The following is a 20,198-nucleotide window of genomic DNA, read 5'->3' on the forward strand; positions in this document are numbered from 1 at the left end:
ATTGAGTAAGAATAGTATCAGCGGCATAAGTTCTTAGCGAGAGGATCGGTTTCTGTATGAAACCTATTGATTTTCAGGGTATTGCAAATTTTGATAAGGCTCTTCTTGAGCATCTTCACGCTTATCTTTCCTATAGCGAATCTCAGCTGGCTAAAAGCATTATCTATTCCATTCATCCATTGCCTGGAAAAGCTTTGCCTCTCGTTCTTCCTCAACTGGACTCTGAACGGCTGCGCTCAAGAGATGCAGTGCAGAGTTTTGGCAAATCTGTTGCAATGATTACCCAAAGCGATGAGAAAATCGTTGCCTCGAACGACTGGGAATCGGCATCGAGACAGCTCAACGGTGCGTTATGGGAATATGTGGAAATTTTGGAAGGCTGTGCAACTGAGCTTTTCCAACAGCTAAATCAAGTGGGATTTGAACAGTGGCGTTCTGACTTGATGAATATCGTGGAGCAGGTGAAACAGTCTCTTCTTCGTCAGATGAAAGAGTGCGAGTGGCTGTTGAATAGGATGGAACCTCTGCTGAAAGATTATCGCAAGGCTTGTCAAAAAGAAGGGAAAAAGGGCAGTTTTTGGAAGTCTCTCTTTGGTTTTAGGGCTTCAATGATCGATCGTTCTCTTTATTCTTATCTGAGAAAAAGCAGGCGCTTTCTTCATCTCCAGTTCAAATGGTTTTCTCAAAGATTGAGCGATTATCAAAAACTAAAAGAGAAGATTGAAAAATCTTCACGCAAATTCAAGAGTTATCACGCTTTTGCAGAGTTGGATGAATCGGTTCAAAAAGATTTCAAGAAACTCTATGAACTATTGAAATTATGGAATTTGAATCAAAAAACGAAGTCGCTGCCTCCGAGAGAACCCATCAGAGCGCTCCGCAGTTTATTTAGTCTGGAGCGTGCAAAAGAGGTGTTCAGCCACTATTTCTGGATGCTCGAGGAGGCATTGTATGAGAAAAGCAGGGCGGTCAAGACCGATCCAGCCGATTTGTATCGGAACCCGTCTAATAGGCAGACAGTTGCTGAGCTTGTCAAAGGGATGCAAGCGGAAGTTCACACTCTTGGAGCAACAATTGAGGGCTACCGCGACTTCGACCTGAGAACCCACCCTGATCCCTATGTAAGAAATAGGTGGGGATTTACAGAATGGGTTGTCGGTCCTGAGCCGGAAAAAACGCGAGAGCTGCTTGATTTGGTCTATGAAGTGGAACTGCTGGGTAAATTGTTCGAAAGATTCAGCGCTTCTCTCAACAAAGAGGATCAACAAAGCGATTTTCTATATTCGCAGTACGAGGCGATTAATCGTACTTTGCATGAAATGGGACAGCCTTTGTCTTCTCGTGTGATCATGCGTGCTAGAGCAGAGAGGCTTCTGGAGCAGGTTGACGCAATGGATGAGCTGGGGTCTTTCAATTTGCTGGCCATAGACTATGCGGGAAGAGTTTTTTCTAAAGCGATGCGGGCAGATTGGCAGTACAATGTTTTGTTTGAAATTCCTCAATTTCATCACCTCTATCGAGTGCATCATGGATTGGTTGGAAAGAATCTGGATCAGAAGCATCTGAGCAGGCTAAATAAATTCAAAGAAATTATTGAAGAACTTCAAGGGTGGGTTAAAAAATGCGACACTCATCGGCACGTGCATGAAATTGAGGCTGATATGAACGATATGAAAGGTTACCTTCAAGATTTTTTAGGATTTGTTCAGCGTGTTTGCAGTAAAGAAAATTTAGATGCATTCGATGCAAAAAATGAGATCTCAGAAATTTTCAATCAACTGCTTGAGTACCGCTACTTGTTCGGTTCTTTTTTTCACATGCTTCTTCAGCATGAGCCAGAAGGAAAACTGATTAGAAACCAATTCTTATTTGTGGATCAATACTTTGAAGCAGTAGAAAGCCAGCTGCATGAAATGCAGCAGAAATGGCGCTTACCTAGATAGTGCTTACTGAGTATGAGCATTTGTCGTATGCGAGCTTGAACTGCGGTTGTGAACGCCGACTGCAATGATTCCAGCGATAGCCACTAAAGCAAATGCGATTGCCGGTGCGATGCAGCACGATTGATAGGCATCTTCGTAAGCACATCCTCCGGTGTCTGTGCAGTACTCAATCCCCTCGGAAGTGTTTAAGCATAGCATTGATGAGCAAGTTAAAAGAATTGCGGTTTTTTTCCAAAGCTTCATAAGAGAATCCTTAAGTTAATCACTATGTGCGTGGATCACAACTCCTGTGTCCCCGCTATTGTTCGTCAAAGCAATGATGGTAGCAAGTGACGCGACTGCAACGACGCCCACCGCTAAACAGGGGGAAAAGCAGAGGGTGTTGCAAGCGCTTTCATAAGCTCTTCCTGCAGCGGGGATGTAGCCTCCGTAATCTTTACAGCATTGTTGGGAGGAACCGCATCCTTGGTAGCATTCGACATTGCCGGGCGTGAAGCACAACAATGCAAAGGTAATGACCGAAGCGAAGAATTTTTTCAACATAGCACTATCCCACCATAAAGCTAATCAAACGAGGGAGCTTGCTCATCTTTCGCCCAAAAATGCCGCAAAGCCCGAGTCAAGGTATTCATTTCCCTATCTTTTCTCATAAAGATTTATTTTTTGACAATGCTTTTTTGAAAAATTTCCTGGAGAAATTTTGACATCAAAGCGTCCGGCAATCATCGCAACGGGTTTATTTTCCAGCAGCGCTTGGACAAGAAGATCTCGAGCATCTTCGGGTAAAAGCAGCCGCTGCCCTCCTTCCAATCTGTGCGCAAGGAAGATCTGCTCTTCATCTTCGATTTTGATGACAACTTTCGTCTTATTCTCATCTAAGCGATCAGAAGGGAATGTTAAAGAGAAGACGTTGAGATAAGCGTGCGTTCTTGAAGAGGTGCGGACGAATTCCAGCTCCATTCCACGGTAGAGATTATCAGGTTTTTGAGAGATGCTGCAAGCCTGATAAGAGGGGTGGCGGCTTTTTGTCTCGCTTACTTTCCAAGATGGCGGACTTGACTGGCAAGAGACCGCTAGCAGGCATGGAATGAGATTACGAATGATTGTGGCTATGGCTGTGATTGTGGCTGTGGTTGGAAAATCCATGGCTGTTTCCATTGGTAAACACGAGTGTGATGACTCCAGTTGCGATGACTAAACCTAAAGCATAGGAGGGAGAAATGTGGGGAGCGCGCCTGCAGTCTTCATAGGCGTATCCTGAATTGCAGCTGTCATCTGCATACGTATGGGGTATGGCAAACAGCATGGATGCGATAAATCCGGCAAATGCTAAATGGGTTAATTTCTTCATAAGATTCTCCTTATTCAGTGATGAGGTGCTATATTTGTGATTTTCAATGATTTGAAACTTTTAAAAAATGTCTGGTAGAGAGTCGGAAATTCTTTTTTTAAGGAGGCTGCAGTCAAAATGTAGATGACGTCATCGCGTAAAAGGATGACGTGCATCATCCGTATAGGTCCCCATTCTGTGATTGCGTCAGCTTGAGAGAGGCTGGCATCGCCCGCTTCTGTTTTGATCATCCCGAGATTTTTCCATTCAGATCCTTGCGAGGAATTGATCTCTTTGACAATTGCAAGATATTCCCTAAGTGTTCCTTTGTATTCTTCAGTACTGAGGTTAATCGAAGGGGGAAATTCATATTTTCCTTTTCCGATCACCATGAAGCGAACATTGCCTTTCAGCTGTTTCGCATCGACCATCCGCCAGTTCTTTGGAGGAACGAAGGTGACTGTGCCAGGTTCTTCTAGAGGCTTCTCCACAGCCGCTTGAGCAGGCAGACAAACTGTTAGAACAAAAAGGCATATGGAGAGAAAGCTCTTTTTCACGATCGGTCCTCTTGGATTTGTCTCAGTATAGCATTGTCTAATAAAATAGATGTAGAAAAATTGGTAGACACGTGCTAACCTACGGAATCGAAAGTGAATAAAAAATTGGTGGCGGAATGGAAAAGACTCTCGAAAAAGGCGAAGAAAAAATCCAAAAGATTTGCGATGCCCTGCGTAAAGAAACTTTGGAGCCGGCAAAGAAGGAGGCTGAAGAACTGGTCAATGATGCTAAGCTGCGTGGAGAGCAGATCATTGCAGAGGCTAGACAGGAAGCTGAGAAAATTCTTGCTCACGCCAGGGAAAATATTGAACAGGAGCGCAATGTCTTTCACTCCTCGCTTGAACAAGCTTCGCGTCAAAGCATTGAAGAACTGAAGCAAACGATTGAGAAGCGATTGTTTAATGATGAACTCTCTCAATTGGTCTCTAAACATGTTCAAGACCCGAAGGTGATTGGCAAGTTGATTGACGCAATTGTCAAGGCAATTGAAAAAGAGGGGTTGAAAACAGAAGTTTCTGCAGTGATCCCCGAAACTGTCAAGCCTGAAGAGGTCAACGCAGTGCTTGCCGGCAGCGTGTTGAAAAAGCTGAAAGAGGGCAGCGTCAAAATCGGCGGCTTCACAGGCGGAGCGCAAGTAAAGCTGCTTGATCAAAGAATGACGATCGACATCAGTGAGCAGTCGATCATTCATTTATTGGCAAAATATTTAAGGAAAGACTTTCGACAGTTGATTTTCGGAGATTAAAAGAGAGATGGATTACTATTTTTTAGCGTCTGCTCTACCTGAGTTGCAAATCGGGTATCCTCCAGATATCCATTTCAAGGCGCTGGATGCCTTGATGAAGATCAACCTGACTAAGGAAGATTATCAAAAGGCTGCGGTGTTGCGACGCTATTACGATATTCAAAACATCCGAGCGTTTTGGCTGGGAGAAGAGATCGACCGCAGAGGCATATTCAATGAGGTGGATCTGGAAGAATCTCTGGTTACTCGACTTGGGCTTCCAGAGTATGTATATGCGTTTCTCGAAAAATATGACAATAAAGAGAGTCGGCTCAAGCATTTTCCGGAGCTCGTGGCTGCCTACTTCAAAGAAGAGGGGGCAAGCGCTGAAGGGTTTCTCAAAGAGTATCTTGCGTTTGAAAGGGAAATGAGAATTGTGTTGATCGGATTCCGTGCAAAAAAAATGGGCAAGGATTTAGCTTTTGAGTTGCAGTATGAAGATCCTTATGATGAGATTGTAGCTCAGGTTCTTGCACAGAAAGATAGCAAAAATTATGAGCCGCCTACGCGTTATGCAGACCTAAAAGCCTTATTCGAAGAGCACTATGAAGAACCGCTGAAATTGCACCAGGCGCTTTGCGAATACAGGTTTTACAAAGTTGAAGGGATGTACGAAATGGATCTATTCTCAATCGGACGGATCCTGGCTTATCTTGCGCAATTGATGATTGTTGAGAGATGGCTTGAGTTGGATAAGAAAAAAGGACTAGAAGTTATAGACACTATTGTAAAGGAAGCATCATGAATCAAGAAAGCAACGCCTCGTCCGATGTCAAAGGTAAAGTTGTGAAAGCCTTTGGAAACTTGCTGGAAGTGAAATTTGACGGAAGCATTCGCCAAGGCGAAGTGGCAATGGTTCAGGTTGGAAGTTTGGAACTGAAAGCTGAAGTGATTGAAATTATCGGAGATATTGCAAAGATACAGGTTTTTGAAGACACGAAAGGCATTCAGTTAAACACTCCTGTCAGATTCACTGGAGATCTTCTGGAAGCTGAACTTGGTCCGGGCCTACTCTCATCAATCTTCGACGGGTTGCAGAACCCTCTGGTGGAGGTTGCTGAAGAAGCCGGACTTTTTCTTCCTAGAGGCATTTATCTTAATGCGCTTGATCGAGATAAAAACTGGGAATACGAGTCGAAGGTCAAGGTTGGCGATGTTGTGAAGCGGGGAGATACCCTTGGGGTGACTCATGAAGGAAGATTCCGCCATTACGTCATGGTGCCATTTAAGAATTTTGGAGAGTATACGATCACCTGGGTGATTGATAAAGGCTCTTATAATATCGACACGGTTGTTGCCAAGGGCAAAGACAAAAATGGCAATGAGCATCGCTTCACAATGGTGCAGAAATGGCCGGTCAAAACAGGGTTGATGCAAGGGGAAAAAATTCGTCCGACAGAGATGATGGATACGGGCTGCCGCATTCTGGATACTCAGGTTCCGGTTGTGAAAGGAGGCACGTTTTGCAGTCCTGGGCCGTTTGGAGCGGGTAAAACCGTGTTGCAGCACCATTTAGCCAAATACTCCTCTGTCGATATCGTCGTTGTTGTCGCTTGCGGAGAACGCGCAGGAGAGGTGGTGGAGATGTTGAGAGAATTCCCCCATCTCATCGACCCTCATACGGGAGAAACGTTGATCACTCGTACAGTGATTATTTGCAACACCTCTTCAATGCCGGTGGCTGCTCGCGAGTCTTCTATCTACATGGGAATGACGGTTGCAGAGTACTATCGCCAGATGGGATTGGATGTGCTTCTGCTTGCCGATTCAACATCCCGCTGGGCGCAAGCTTTGCGCGAAATGTCTGGTCGATTGGAGGAGATTCCGGGAGAAGAGGCGTTTCCTGCGTATCTCTCTTCACGCATTGCCGATTTTTATGAGCGCTCAGGTGTTGTTTCCTTAGACGATGGCAAAACGGGCTCTGTCACTGTTGGAGGAGCGGTTTCTCCGGCAGGAGGTAACTTCGAGGAACCTGTGACGCAGGCGACTCTGTCTGTAGTTGGTGCTTTCCATGCGTTGTCTAGAGAGCGTTCAGATGCCCGTCGTTATCCAGCGATCGATCCGCTTCTCTCTTGGTCGAAATACATCAAAGATGTTGGACGCAAGCTTGAGTCTCAGGCGGAGGGCTGGTCTGAGATGGTGGAAAAGGCAAATTGGTTCCTGCGTAACGGCAATGAAATTGGAAAGCGGATGGAAGTTGTCGGAGAAGAGGGAACGGCAATTGATGATATGGTTGTTTATCTGAAAGCAGAGCTCTACGATTTTAGCTACTTGCAGCAGAATGCGTTTGATAAAGAAGACGCTTACTGTCCCTTGCCGCGGCAGATTGCTCAGTTCAGTCTCATCAACAAGGTTTTCGATACGGAATTTGATTTTAAAACCCATGATGAAGCCAGGGAATTTTTCCTTTCCTTGCAGAATCAGGTGAAAAACTTAAACTACATGACATTTGATTCTGGAGAATATCGATCCGCTTACGAAAAGCTTGTCGAGTTGATCCAGAGTCGTGAAAAACAAGAGGTTTTGGCTTAAGTGAAAACGGTATACGACAGAATCAATGATATGCGAGGCAACCTCGTGACGGTGACAGCGGAAGGGGTTGGTTTAGGGGAATTGGCTCAAATACAACTCAAAGACGGCAGAAGCGTATATGCCTCAGTCCTTAGAATTGATGGAAAAGAAGTGACTCTTCAGGTTTTTCAGAATACGCGCGGGATTTCCACTGAGGATAAGGTCACTTTTCTCAATCATCAGATGCAAGCGACATATGGCAACAGCTTGTTAGGAAGGCGCCTCAGTGGATCTGGAAAGCCTATCGACGGCGGTCCGTCAATCATCGGCGAGCAAATCGATATCGGCCAGCCTTCGTTTAATCCTGTGAAGAGGATTATTCCAAGAGAGATGGTGCGTACGAATATCCCAATGATCGATATGTTCAACACATTGGTGCGTTCGCAGAAAATCCCCATTTTCTCTGTGGCGGGCGAACCTTACAACCAGCTTCTTATGCGGATTGCAAACCAGACCGATGCGGATGTGGTTGTGATTGCGGGCATGGGACTGACATTCAATGAGTATCAAGCATTTATCGACAACGCCGAACAGGCGGGGTCATTGAATAAAACGGTGATGTTTATCCATCGTGCTACAGACCCTGCTGTTGAGTGCATGCTGGTTCCGGATATGGCTCTTGCTTGTGCTGAAAAATTTGCAATCGATGATAAGAACGTGATTGTGCTTCTGACAGATATGACAGCATTTTCCGATGCGATTAAGGAAATTTCCATTACGATGGATCAGGTTCCCTCCAATAGAGGGTATCCGGGATCGCTTTATTCCGACCTTGCTTCTCGTTATGAAAAAGCTGTTGAAATTGAAGGCAGCGGTTCGATTACGGTGGTAGGCGTGACAACGATGCCTGGCGATGACGTTACTCACCCTGTGCCGGATAATACCGGCTACATCACAGAGGGGCAGTTTTATCTGCACGGAGGACAGATCGATCCGTTTGGATCGCTTTCCCGTTTGAAACAGCTTGTGATTGGAAAAGTGACAAGGGAAGATCACGGCGATTTGGCTAATACGATGATCCGCCTCTATGCCGATTCGAAAAAATCAAAGGAGCGGCAAAGCATGGGCTTTAAGCTTTCCCGTTGGGATGAACAGTTGTTAAGCTATTCAAAATTGTTTGAGGTGCAGATGATGGATTGGAATGTCAACCTGCCTTTGGAAGAGGCTTTGGACACGGGTTGGAGGATGCTTGCACAGTGTTTCAAACCTGAAGAAGTGGGAATCCGCGATGATGTGTTGAAAAAATTCTGGCCTAAATAGGTAGGGCCATGGCGGAAATCAAGTTTACAAAAAATGAACTCAGGGCTCAGGAAAAGAAATTAGGGCAGCTGAAAAAGTATCTCCCTACATTGCAGCTGAAAAAAGCGATGCTGCAGGCGGAGATTTACGAAGCGCGTCTTGAAATTGACCATTGCGAAAAAGAGTTGCAAAAGCAAAGAGGCAAAGCTGAAGAGTTTTCCCCTTTGCTTTCTGCACGCCTTTCCCTGAATCTCAAAGATGTTGCGCGGATCGATAAAGTGGAAAAACGGTACGATAATATTGCAGGTGTTGAAGTCCCCTATTTCGAGTCGATCTCTTTTCACAAGGTAGAATATGGGTTGTTCGATACCCCTGCTTGGGTTGATGCGGCCGTGATTTTGCTGAGAAAGCTTGCGGAAGGGAAAGTGCGCGTGATGGTTGCAGAAGAGAAAAAGGGTGCGTTGGAAGAAGAGCTGCGCATGGTCTCTATTCGCGTGAACCTTTTTGAAAAGATCCTGATTCCGAGAGCGCAGGGAAATATCAAGAAAATTAAAGTCTTTTTGGGCGATCAGGAGTTGGCCGCGGTTTCTCGCGCGAAGGTTGCCAAACAGAAGATTGAGCAGAAAAAAACACAGTTGGCGACATGAGAGTAGATGTAAAGAAATTTCTGTTTGTGGGATTTAGAGGAGCTCTCCAAGCGTTTTTTGAAAAAGCGCAGGAGGCGGGTTTGGTGCATTTTATCGACCCGCGCCGCTTGAAAGCGAAAGAGGTTCCTCAAAAAATACAGGATATTGTCAATGCGATCAAGGTTGTTAGGGAGCTGCCGACCCTTAAACAGGAAGAACCGGAGAAATTTTCTGAAGTCAATGTAATCGCTGAAAAAATTCTCTCTATGAAGCACGACATTGAGCGCTTGGAAGAAGAAAAGCGGACATTGAAGCTGGAAATTTCTCGTGTCGATGTGTTTGGCGATTTTTCTTTAGAGGACATTCAGCACATTGAAAAAGAAACCGGCAGAACTCTTCAGTTTTATTTTGGAAAAAAGGGGACTGTAGAGGAAGAGCTTCCCGATGAAGTGATTTATATTGCTTCTAAGCATGGACTTGATTATTTCATGGCGGTCAATAAGGAACTGAAACACTATGAGCAGCTCGTCGAAATGAAGATCGATCAGGAGCTCCATGTGCTCCGTTCCCGTCTAGAAGAGGTTCAAAATGACATTGTCCGCTTGGAGGCTTCGCTAAAAAAATATAACAAATATAACGAATTTTTACACTACGCCCTGACAGTCAAATATAACGCTCATGAACTGGACAAGGCAGCAAGCTATGTGGAAGAACCGATCGAGGGGCAACTTTTTTCTGTTGAAGGCTGGGTGCCGGTTAATCGAGTTGAGGAGTTGAAACATGATTTAGCCGATACCGAGGTTCACTTGGCAGAGATCTCTTTGAATGAAGGTGAGGAGCCGCCTACCTATTTGGAAAATAAGGGCTATAGCCGAATAGGGGAAGATCTGGTTCATATTTATGATACTCCATCGAACACAGACAAAGATCCCTCTCTTTGGGTTTTAGTCTCTTTTGCAGTCTTCTTTGCAATGATTATCAATGACGGAGGATACGGCCTTTTGTTTTTGGCTGGAGCTCTCTATTACAGATTTAAAAATGGTCAGTTAAAGAAGGCTGGCATGCGTGTTTGGAAACTGCTGGTTGTTCTTTTCGGTTCTTGCGTTGTTTGGGGGTTGTTGACAAATTCGTTCTTTGGAGTAAGCATTGGTCCAGATAATCCGTTGAGGAAGGTGTCCGCATTGCACTGGCTTGTGGAAAAGAAAGCTGAATATCATTTGAAGCAGAAGGATGAAGTCTACAAAGATTGGGTGAAAAAATTTCCCGGTATTGCGAATGCCGAGGATCCTCAGGCATTTTTGTTGGGAGCTAAAAAAGAAAGCAATGGCAAGACGGCTTACGAAATGATCGATAAATTTAGTGACGGCATTTTAATGGAGCTTGCGCTATTGGTCGGAATTATTCATGTCTGCATCTCGTTTATTCGTTATCTAGGCCGCAATTGGGCAGGGCTTGGTTGGGTGATCGCAATTATCGGAAGCTACCTCTATCTCCCGCTTTTCTTGGGAGCTACCTCGCTTGCGACTTATGGTTTTGGTTTAAATCGCGAAGAGATTGCTCAAGGTGGTTTGTATATGATTTATGGAGGCATTGCCATTGCTGTCATATTGGGGATTGTCAAAGATAAGTGGCTTGGGTTGTTAGAAGTTACGAACGTGATCCAGATTTTTGCCGATGTCCTTTCCTATCTTCGATTGTATGCGCTTGGCCTTGCTGGGGCGATCATTGGCCAAACAGTCAATGATATTGCAGGCTCGCTGATGTATCTTCCCGCTTTAATCTTGATTGGGATTGGACATGGATTGAATATGGTGTTAGCAGTGGTTGGCGGTGTGATCCACGGGCTTCGTCTCAATTTTATTGAATGGTACCACTACAGTTTTGAAGGGGGTGGAAAACTGTTCACGCCTTTAAAAAAGTTAGAAACAGATTGAAATTCAAGGAGTATAGAACATGAGCTATGATATGATTGGGCCGGCACTTGCACTGGGCTTAAGCGCGATCGGCAGCAGTATTGGCTGTGGGATAGGAGGAATGGCTTCGCACGCAGTGATGAGCCGAGTGGAAGAGGGACATGGTAAATTCATTGCGATGTCTGCGATGCCTTCTTCTCAGATCATTTATGGATTTATTTTAATGCTTTTGATGCGCGATGCAATTGCTCAAGGTTCGCTTTCAGCTCTTTCAGGGATAGGAATCGGATTTTCTTCGGGGTTGGCAATCATGATTTCGGCAATTTATCAAGGACGTGCAGCCGCTTCCGGAATTCAGGCTTCTGCTAAGCAGCCTGCCATTTTCGGTAAATGTTTAGCGGCATTGGGAATTATCGAGTCGTTTGCCTTATTTGCATTTGTCTTTGCCCTCATGCTGCTGTGATGGAAGCGAGGATTGAGAAAGACTCGTTAGGCGAGGTTGCTGTTCCGGCCGATAAATACTGGGGAGCGCAAACAGAGCGCTCTCTGGAAAATTTTCCCATTGGCAGCCACAAGATGCCGATTGAAGTGGTGCATGCGCTTGCTTTTGTGAAAAAAGCTGCAGCTCTTGTCAATTTCGATTTCGGTTTGTTAGAGGAAAAAAAATGCATCGTGATCTGCAGCGTTTGCGATGAGATTATCGAAGGGAAGCTCGATGGGCATTTCCCTTTGGTTGTTTGGCAAACAGGATCGGGTACGCAGACCAACATGAATGTGAATGAAGTGATCAGCAACCGATGCATTGAACTTCTTGGCGGCAAGATGGGAAGCAAAATTCCTATCCATCCTAATGATGATGTCAACAAATCGCAATCCTCCAATGATACGTTTCCTACTGCAATGCACATCTCTTCTGTACGGATGATTGACCAGCTCTTTTTTCCCAAGCTGCGGGCTTTGCGGCAGTCGCTGGAGGAAAAGACTGTTGCATTTATGGAGATTGTCAAGATTGGACGGACGCACTTAATGGATGCTACCCCTTTGACTTTGGGGCAGGAGTTTTCCGGGTATGTCAGCCAGATCGACCACGCTCTGAAAGCTGTAGAGAATGCCTTGCCGCATTTGCGCGAGCTGGCATTGGGAGGAACTGCTGTGGGGACGGGAATCAACACCCCGCCAGGATTTGCGGAAAAAGTTGCAGCTAAGATTGCCGAGCTGACTGGCTATCCTTTCATCACTGCGCAGAATAAGTTTGAAGCGTTGGCTGCGCATGACGCTATCGTTGAAATGAGCGGTGCGATCAGGCAAACTGCTGTATCATTGATGAAGATTGCCAATGACATCCGTTTAATGGGATCTGGGCCTCGGTGCGGGATTGGAGAGCTGATTCTGCCGGCAAACGAGCCTGGATCGTCCATTATGCCTGGAAAAGTCAATCCCACACAATGCGAGGCGTTGACAATGGTCTGCACCCAGGTGATTGGCAATGACGCAGCAATAGCGATCGCGGGAATGAATGGACATTTTGAACTCAATGTCTTCAAGCCGATCATGATTTACAATTTGCTGGAATCGATCAGGATTTTAGCGGATGCTTCATTGAGCTTCAAAGAGAGATGCATTGATGGTATCCAGCCGAATAAAAAACGGATTAAACAGCTTTTAGATCAATCGTTAATGTTGGCGACGGCTCTGAATACTGAGATCGGCTACGATCAGGCTGCTCAAATCGTCAAAAAAGCCTTTACTGAAGAGATCACCTTAAAAAAAGCAGCCCTTTCCCTAGGATTGTTATCAGAAGAGGCTTTTGATCGCATCGTTGATCCATCTAAAATGATCAATAGATGAAATCTTTATTAATTCTTTAAATAAAATTATCATAATTTGAGTTTGAAAATTAATAAAATTTAACTATAGATGAATTTTAATTTAGAAGTTTCATTTGTTCAAAGGGGAGTTGAAAATTTAATTTCTTTTCGATCCCGTCATGAAAGCAATTTGGGAAAAATTTCGACTGTATTTGGAGGGATTGGTCTTGGATTAGCTGGATTAATCGAAACGATTTCAAGTTTTGCTTTAAGTCTTTTGACGCTGCCCGCACGATTAGTGGGTAGCGATCTCTCGGAAAAGTTTTATTCCAGGGCGTGTAGTGGAATTAACATGACGGCAATAAGCGCTACGCTGCTGCAATATTACAACATCTTTGGCACCGCACGAGATTTTCAAACGGAGTAAAAGATGGCAACGTCAACGCTTATCCATTCCATTAGCTACGATTTCAAAGTTGTAGGGTCGCTCCGCGAAAACGAACGGCTGTTGACGAATGGAAGAAAATTTTCAAAATTACAAGCCCCCGACCGTTTTTTTAAAAATTCGCAAAACCCGCTTTTAAAACTCCTGCACAAAATTGTTACCCTGGCACTGAAAATCTTGCAAGCCTTGGAAAGGGCAATACGTGGAGAGCAGTCGGAAATCAATCTGCACAATGTAGAGGAGTTGACGCATGAGCTATCCACAGTTTTGGAGAACGATCTCCTTCTTGAAAGAGAAGGGGAGTTGTATACGGTCTTGAAGGATTTAGGGCACCTTTCTCACAGCCTTCATCAAAGTGTTAGCGGAAGCTTGGAGAATTACAAGACAACTCTATTGAGTAGAAGTGCGTGTGTAGATGCCAGTTCGATGGATGACGAGGCTTGGCAAATGGAAAAGTTTAAAAAAATCACAGATCAAGTTGCAAATGAGATTCTCCCTAAATTAGGTCGTGTGATTGAAGGTCTCGAATCTAAAGTTGCAGAAGAGGATCGTAAACAGTCAGAGAAATTTTTCAGCCAATTATTCAGCAAAGATCCATTAGATTTGGATATTCGAGTTTCTGCAAAATCGTATACAGAAATTTTAAAATCCAAATTTGGAGTGTCTGCAGTTGAGCGTGCATTGCGCGACTATGAGCTTGAATATGAACTTGCCCTGTCAGGATCGGATATGGCTGCGCTGGCAATTGGAGTGGTTGCTCATTTCAAAGAGGAAGATTTAAAGGAATATATTCCTCTTTTCGATCAAGAGTCTGAAGAGGCACTGTGCTGGCAGCTGATTGATTTGCGATCAAGCATGAATCCTCACGTTTTTTCGATGAGAGTGTCCAAGCCATATCGATGTCAGTTGGAACACGATCAGAAATTTTTACAGTATGTCAATGATATCGAAGATTGGGTTGCAGTTGATGAGCATGTAAAATCTAAAGGATTAAAGCATTACTCCTATGCGGAATATCTGTCGCGGCATATCATCTATGCGCTTTTTAGCGAGTCTCATGCTTGCTTTCCTGATGGCCTTTTGGTTCCGATGTACGATGAAGCGAATGCCTTGCGTTTGATGACTGTGCATCAACTTGTTTCTGTCAAAGGGCTTCACGGAGCTCTTTTCAAATCTTTTCGCCCAGTAAGCGAACAGAATAAAATGCATGTCGTTTTTAGAGGGACCTATTGCAGATATTCCATTTTGCGTGATATCAGCCCAACGGAAACGATGCAAAATCGTTTGTTCGATGGTCCGGGTCGTTACAGCTTTACAAAACACCAAGAAAACATCTATGACAAAATATTGGAGCATGCGTCGTCGGTTCCCCATCCAGTCTTTGAGTTTGGAGGGCATAGCTTGGGAGCTTCTGACGCTATGCGGGCGATGGAGTATTTCATGTATCGGCAGGCAGAAAGTGTGGAGCGATTTCCTCTTACTAAGTTTGTTCTCAATGCATTTAACACACCAGGTATCGAACCAGACGTTTCTCGAAGGTTTATGCAGAGTTTGAAAATATTGAATGTTGAAACGGATTTACGCTATTTTGATGTGCATCACGATATCGTTCAGGAGCTAGGGGCTGTCCGTTTAGGATATTGGAGAAGCGATGAAACACGCCCTGACTTTTTAAAGATCTCTATTTTTAAATTTAACCGCAGAGTTGAAGAACGTTTAGTGGCATTGGCCAGAAATTTTTTCAAGAAGATGAGTTTTAATCTGAAACAAGCTCTGGAGGCGCATACCTTCTATTGTTTAAAGCTGCATGATACTGAAAATCCTAAGAGATTGAACGATACCTTTATCCAGGAAATTCTGTCCAACCATCCTGATGATCTCGGCGTTTCTTATGGCAAAGAGGGTGATAAGAAATCTGAATTAGCATCAGACGATCAGTTATCCGACAGCTTGCTGACCACAAGCTGCCGGATCGGAAGAAAGCTCAAGCAGATGAGCAAAAAGGTCGCCACTTTGTTCCACAGGTTGACGACTTTCAGAGCAACCGCTTCTCATATATAGAGGTGGCGGATGCTTTCAGGGATCTCTTTTTCCTGAGTTTGCTCCTTCAAAGCCTTTTCAAAATCCTCCATTGTGACCATACCTTCAGGATGGGTGCTCAGTTCTTCCTTGGGACATTTCAGTTTGCTAAGGCGTGCAAGAGAAAAGAGAGAAGCAGACTCCACAATTCCTTCAATTGCAGCTCCTGGAAGCTTATCGGTTTTTTCAGCTAAAACATCTAAATTGACACTCTCGTGAAGCAGTCCCTCTTTTGCCAGTTTGCGTGTGTGTACCTCGAAAATCTTTCGGCGAGCAGTTTTAGTAGGCAGGCCGATTTCAATGTGAACCCCTAACCGCCCGTGACGAAGCGCTGCTGGATCGATCTCGTTTTTTCTATTGGTCAGCCCAATGACCAGCAAATTGTTTAATTCATTCAATCCATCAATTTCACCGAGGAATTGGTTGACAAGACTGTCGCGCACTTTATTAACAGATCCGCCTCTTTGAGGAAGGAGAGCGTCGATTTCATCGATAATAACGATGTAAAGCGGGCTCTTGTTGCCGTATTTTTTCTGCGCTTCCCGTGCAGGTTCAAAGAGCTCTCGAATGTTTTCTTCGGATTTTCCGAACCACATGTTGAACATTTCTGTTGCCGTAATCAATTGCAGACGTTCTCCGGAGCATCCAAGCATATCGCCTACATGACGTGCGAGAGTTGTTTTCCCTGTGCCTGGAGGACCGTAAAACAGAATCCCTTTAATCGGCTTTGTCCCTCTTCTGCGTGCTTCTTCAATAAGTCGATCACTGCGAGAGTAAAAGATGCGAAAGGCTTGCTCAAACTCTTTATCGATACCTGCCATTCCGAGATCTTCCAGGTAAGCGATAGGATCTTCTACTTCCAGTACTTTAGGCTCGGAACGGATGGCAATGCTTGTTTTTTCCTTGCCTCGGAAAAGGATTTCCGTTTCTGGAGTGATGGCAGTGAAAATTTTCTCCTTATTGATCGAAGAGACTTCATTTTTCAGCTTCACTTCTTCAATTTGAACAAAGAGAGTATGGTTGTTCTTTGTTTCCAACTTAAGGATTTGCCCTCTGATTAGTTGGTCTGGAAGAACTTCCATTAATGCTTTTTTGATTTCCCCTTCCTTAATCGAGATGTGTTCTCCCGATTTTTTTGGGAAGACGATGAACTTAATTTTCTCCAAAGGATAAATCTTCCCATTATCGATTGGCGTCAGATCCAAAGAGGAATCAACCATTGCGCTGACTTTTGTCTCTTCAGAAAGCTGCCAAATCGTTTCTCTTCTTTTTTTAGGCAGCTTTGCTTTGCGATCTTTTGGCTTTGCTGATTTAACTTCCACAATGTACTGTCCGGTTTTGAGATGAACGAAAATTTTCTCTCCGATGACCAAAGGCCGGCCCTTTTCCAACAGTTCTCTTTTCAACTCTTCTACGTTGATCCAAGACCCCTTTTCAAGAGAAGTATCCTCTGTCGTAAAATCCTCTTTTATAGAAATAATTTCTAAATGCACTCTCGCTGCTGAGATAGGGCTTCCTTGAGTAAGGGCAATCAGTTGGGCTCCTCCTTCAAGAAGCACTTCTGTCTCCTCTTGAATCGCGTAACCTTCCTTCAGAGAGCGAGACGACTGGGCATGCGGACCGCTTTTCTTCAATAATCCTTTGCGGAAGGTGACTTCGATATCCCATCCGTTATCGAACGAAAAGGATTTGCTGAACCCTTCTGTAATGTAGGGGTGTTTGGCTAATTCTTCTCTAATAAGACGAGTCAGCTCCATTCGGTTAATAATTATTGGAGGATTGTCATGCTTACCCAGATCGCTTTGTTTAGAAGCGCGCATGGAAAAGCGCATTGCTTTGAGATTTTCGGAGTGCACTTGCTCAACCACGGTTAATTTTTCGGATGGAGATGTGGAAAAATCTATTTCAGAGTTTTCTTTGAGAACTCCGAAAACCGATACTTCATCCGTTTTTTCAACGGATTCGCCAAACATGGTGCGCAGGACTTTGAATTCCAGCCGATCTCTATCTTCTGTTATTACTGAGAAAATATGATTTTCTACAAGCCGTTTCGGTGCTTGTGTAAGAGCTAGTTTCTTTAGTTGGTCGAAAGTGATTTGCAACCCTTTTTCGGGAATTTTCTCCGATTTAATCTGAATTGATGCTCGCTTGATCGGATGAATGCTGTGATCTTTGAGCACATTGAGATTGAGTTCTTTTTCTGTGGCGATTTGAATGTCTGTCTCCTTTTTGACTAACCAGAGCGGTTCGGTTGTTTTCCGCTTTAGCTCACCTGTTCCTTCTAAACTTTGAGCTTTAATCGTTTCGATGTAGAAGCTGCCCGAAGAAAGAGAAACTTCAAACATTTCGCCAACAGCAAAAGGACGATCAAGTTTCAAGATTGCCTGTTTAAGCTCTTCTAAGGCGATCCAAAGCTCCTTTTCGTGGTCGATATCCACTTTCTGAACTCCTGGAAGATCAAAAATTTTAAATGTGATTTTTTCAGCAGGTTTGGGCTCTCCTTCACTTAAAAGAATGCTGGATGATTTTTTTAGACGGATCGGAGTCTCCTCCGACAAGATAAATCCAGGAGTGTAGTCGAACAAAGGCAGCTCGCGCTTACTCTTTCCATCTTCAGCTAATATCCCCTCGCTGAATTTGACTGTGATATCCCAGCCATTGGAGTGATGGATCGTGAATTCAGCTTCTTTAGCCACAACACGGTTTTTAAATCGATTTCTAATTTCCATCATGATTTCTTCTTGCGAAATGCAAACGGGAAACATTGAATGAGAAGCAAATTGAGAGCGTTTAGTTACCGATAACTGAAAATCCATGCGCTCCACCTCTTCTCGATAAATGTGATCAGTTATGATTACGTGTGGAGACAATTTCGGGATAATGGCCAATTCAGTGTCTCGCTGAAGAGTTCCGAAAGCTGTATCGGAAACTATTGTTTCCTCCGCCGGATGAATCGCACGAATTGTGATCTTAAAAGCTCCTTGTGGAAGCGTCAGAATCAACGTTTTATTGCGTGTGATGACCTCATTTTTCAGCATTTTTTTCAGATGGTGCTGAACGTCGTTTACAGAAATAATGCATTGGTGATCTTTGCTAAAAGGGGTTGCCTCATCATCGATTTCGACTTCCAATTTTCCGATTGCGAAAGGGATGTGCTCAGATATCTCGTATGGGGAGGCACTAATTCCACGGTAATTAGTGGTGCTGTAGATCCCTTCGGCAACTGAATCCATTTGAAAATCAGCCATTCCTATGCGTCCTTGATCAATGACTGCTAGAGCAACCCGGAAAATTTGGCCGGCAATCTGGAGATATTTGGGAGAGTCTAAGCCGACTTCTCCAAAAATTTGGATAAAATCCAGCTCATTTAGCAAGACGACATTTTTTTTCTTCAAAGAAAGCTCTGAAACAGGCTGTATTTCTAGAGCTTTTTGCACAGGGAGTTTCTTGAACTGAGGGACTTCAAGATGTTGACCATCTGTTTCTATTCCTTCTAAAGAATGCGATGTGTCTGATTTTATTCTTACTGTCATCGGGATACCTCCTAATTTGAGGGATATTAAGGCATGATTGTCTTTATAGAATTAGCAAACAATTTATTTGAAATCATTTTTTTAAATATGTGAAAAATATTTTTACTCAGGGCGTGTCGTCAATTAGCTAAATGTGCAGATTGTCGTCGATTTTCATGAATTGAGCAAATTTCAAGGAGGAAATGATGATCGATTTTGAAAGTATCAGTTGGATTGTTCCTAAAGAGCAAGATCACCAAAGTTTGTCTGAAAGCCCTTTTTCAATGATTCCTGAGCCCATTATTCTTAAGATTTTTAAGAAGATCGGCGAGGAAAATTTAAATCGAGCGTCTTCAGTATGTCATTTGTTTCATCGGATCAGCTATGATCGAACATTGATTGTAAAAGATGTAAGAGCGGCTGTTGCACTTTTGAAGTATCTGTTTTCAATCATTCAAGAGGGAAACACTTTGTCGGGAGAACTTGAACGCTTGATGGAAAGCAAAGATTTGCTTCCTCTTAAGTTAATGAAGTTGATTAAGTGGAGCGAGCATCTTTTGTTGAATTTGCCATTTGATGCTGCCGTTAAGTGGTCGCCGCCAGTGAGCAGCCATAGAGTACAGGCTTTTACGAACAATACCTACAAACAATTTTGGAACGTTTTCATAGAGAAAAATTTAAAAGAGTATCGCTCGATTAATTTGAACGCTTTTTTTCAGGATTGGGCATTTGATCAGTGTTTGGAAGCGCTCATTGAAAAGAAAAAGGTTCCTGGATTACTTGTCGGAGAGCTTCTTTCCAAGCAGCATGTTGAAAAGTTGGCAGAGGCCATTGAATCGGGATGTTTGGAAGTGGGTCAATGCTCGTTTTTTGGAGCAGCTCTTTTAGAGGCTTTATTGCAAGCGCTTTCAGCCAGCTCCGCTTTGAAAAAACTCTCTTTTTCCATGTGCAATCTGTGGGATGCCGATATCAAAAAAATTGCGCAATTGTTTCAGCAACATGAATCATTGGAGGAAATTTCAATTAAAAAATTCGCTTTCTCTTTGAATGGAATAAAGAACTTGTTGAAGATGTGCCGCTTGGCGCCGTCTCTTTCAGTACTTAGATTGGAAGAATGTTCTGATGAAGAATTACGAGCGCTAGTTGATCGGCACGGAAAAAGTGGATTGCGGGAATTGCATCTATCTTGCTTGAGCTTATCTCTTCAAACTGAAAGTGCGATCATCGAAAAGTTTAAGGAGGCATCGACTGTGGATCGCTTTATTCTTTATTACCGCGATTATTCAGCCAGGTTTTCTTTCGAACGTATGGAGAAATGTTTGAAAGGCTCTTTTTATTATCGGGTAAAGGAAAGGGGTTCTCATCAGATAGAGATCGCAAAGCTGTGAGT

Annotated in this window: 18 protein-coding genes; 12 read left to right on the top strand and 6 right to left on the bottom strand. The window is 43.8% G+C overall.

Translation table 11 applies throughout. The features are described from left to right. Positions 1-56: 56 nt before the first annotated feature. On the top strand, positions 57-1,943 hold the full coding sequence (locus WCW_RS02860) for a hypothetical protein (protein WP_013181691.1): 1,887 nt from the start codon (positions 57-59) through the stop codon (positions 1,941-1,943). A 3-nt stretch (positions 1,944-1,946) separates the two neighbouring features. Here the strand turns inward: WCW_RS02860 and WCW_RS02865 are convergent, their stop codons facing one another. From WCW_RS02865 to WCW_RS02880, 5 genes are all read right to left on the bottom strand, one after another. Continuing rightward, positions 1,947-2,186, bottom strand: a complete 240-nt coding sequence (locus WCW_RS02865; RefSeq protein ID WP_013181692.1) for a hypothetical protein — start codon at positions 2,184-2,186, stop codon at positions 1,947-1,949. 15 nt (positions 2,187-2,201) lie between these two features. Then, the gene (locus WCW_RS02870) at positions 2,202-2,486 is read right to left on the bottom strand and encodes a hypothetical protein (protein WP_013181693.1); all 285 of its coding nucleotides are present in this window, start codon (positions 2,484-2,486) and stop codon (positions 2,202-2,204) included. A gap of 93 nt (positions 2,487-2,579) precedes the next feature. Next, entirely contained in the window at positions 2,580-3,089 is a 510-nt protein-coding gene (locus WCW_RS02875) for a hypothetical protein (protein ID WP_143876341.1), read from the bottom strand. Further along, complete coding sequence (locus tag WCW_RS10125) at positions 3,037-3,294, bottom strand: hypothetical protein (protein ID WP_143876342.1); 258 nt, start codon at positions 3,292-3,294, stop codon at positions 3,037-3,039. The genes WCW_RS02875 and WCW_RS10125 overlap by 53 nt, the downstream gene beginning before the upstream one ends. Before the next feature lie 14 nt (positions 3,295-3,308). Further along, entirely contained in the window at positions 3,309-3,830 is a 522-nt protein-coding gene (locus WCW_RS02880; protein ID WP_013181695.1) for a hypothetical protein, read from the bottom strand. A gap of 116 nt (positions 3,831-3,946) precedes the next feature. Here WCW_RS02880 and WCW_RS02885 point away from each other — a divergent pair, with 116 nt between their 5' ends. The 10 genes from WCW_RS02885 to WCW_RS02930 all read left to right on the top strand — a co-directional run bounded on the left by WCW_RS02885 (position 3,947) and on the right by WCW_RS02930 (position 15,278). After that, positions 3,947-4,576, top strand: a complete 630-nt coding sequence (locus WCW_RS02885; protein WP_013181696.1) for a V-type ATP synthase subunit E — start codon at positions 3,947-3,949, stop codon at positions 4,574-4,576. 7 nt (positions 4,577-4,583) lie between these two features. Continuing rightward, positions 4,584-5,360 (top strand): DUF2764 family protein, encoded by a 777-nt coding sequence (locus WCW_RS02890; protein ID WP_013181697.1) that lies wholly within the window; start codon positions 4,584-4,586, stop codon positions 5,358-5,360. After that, positions 5,357-7,147 carry a V-type ATP synthase subunit A gene (locus WCW_RS02895; RefSeq protein ID WP_013181698.1) on the top strand — a complete coding sequence of 597 codons (1,791 nt, stop codon included), beginning with the start codon at positions 5,357-5,359 and terminating at the stop codon, positions 7,145-7,147. Before WCW_RS02890 ends, WCW_RS02895 begins: the two co-directional genes overlap by 4 nt. Next, positions 7,148-8,446, top strand: coding sequence for a V-type ATP synthase subunit B (locus WCW_RS02900; protein WP_013181699.1), 1,299 nt, complete (start codon positions 7,148-7,150; stop codon positions 8,444-8,446). A gap of 8 nt (positions 8,447-8,454) precedes the next feature. After that, complete coding sequence (locus tag WCW_RS02905) at positions 8,455-9,072, top strand: V-type ATP synthase subunit D (protein ID WP_013181700.1); 618 nt, start codon at positions 8,455-8,457, stop codon at positions 9,070-9,072. Further along, the gene (locus WCW_RS02910) at positions 9,069-10,985 is read left to right on the top strand and encodes a V-type ATP synthase subunit I (protein ID WP_013181701.1); all 1,917 of its coding nucleotides are present in this window, start codon (positions 9,069-9,071) and stop codon (positions 10,983-10,985) included. The genes WCW_RS02905 and WCW_RS02910 overlap by 4 nt, the downstream gene beginning before the upstream one ends. Positions 10,986-11,004: 19 nt before the next feature. Next, entirely contained in the window at positions 11,005-11,427 is a 423-nt protein-coding gene (locus WCW_RS02915; RefSeq protein ID WP_013181702.1) for an ATP synthase subunit C, read from the top strand. Beyond that, complete coding sequence (gene fumC / locus WCW_RS02920; protein ID WP_041941489.1) at positions 11,427-12,812, top strand: class II fumarate hydratase; 1,386 nt, start codon at positions 11,427-11,429, stop codon at positions 12,810-12,812. The genes WCW_RS02915 and fumC overlap by 1 nt, the downstream gene beginning before the upstream one ends. 69 nt (positions 12,813-12,881) lie before the next feature. After that, positions 12,882-13,199: a hypothetical protein gene (locus WCW_RS02925; protein ID WP_013181704.1), complete on the top strand. Its 318-nt coding sequence runs from the start codon at positions 12,882-12,884 to the stop codon at positions 13,197-13,199. Between the two features lie 3 nt (positions 13,200-13,202). Then, positions 13,203-15,278, top strand: a complete 2,076-nt coding sequence (locus tag WCW_RS02930; protein ID WP_013181705.1) for a hypothetical protein — start codon at positions 13,203-13,205, stop codon at positions 15,276-15,278. Here the strand turns inward: WCW_RS02930 and WCW_RS02935 are convergent. After that, positions 15,269-18,829: an AAA family ATPase gene (locus tag WCW_RS02935; RefSeq protein ID WP_013181706.1), complete on the bottom strand. Its 3,561-nt coding sequence runs from the start codon at positions 18,827-18,829 to the stop codon at positions 15,269-15,271. The genes WCW_RS02930 and WCW_RS02935 overlap by 10 nt on opposite strands. A gap of 182 nt (positions 18,830-19,011) precedes the next feature. Between WCW_RS02935 and WCW_RS02940 the strand changes: the two genes are divergently transcribed. Beyond that, complete coding sequence (locus tag WCW_RS02940; RefSeq protein ID WP_143876343.1) at positions 19,012-20,196, top strand: F-box protein; 1,185 nt, start codon at positions 19,012-19,014, stop codon at positions 20,194-20,196. Positions 20,197-20,198 lie beyond the last annotated feature (2 nt).

This window comes from Waddlia chondrophila WSU 86-1044 (genome assembly GCF_000092785.1).
Classification (GTDB): Bacteria; Chlamydiota; Chlamydiia; order Chlamydiales; family Waddliaceae; genus Waddlia; species Waddlia chondrophila.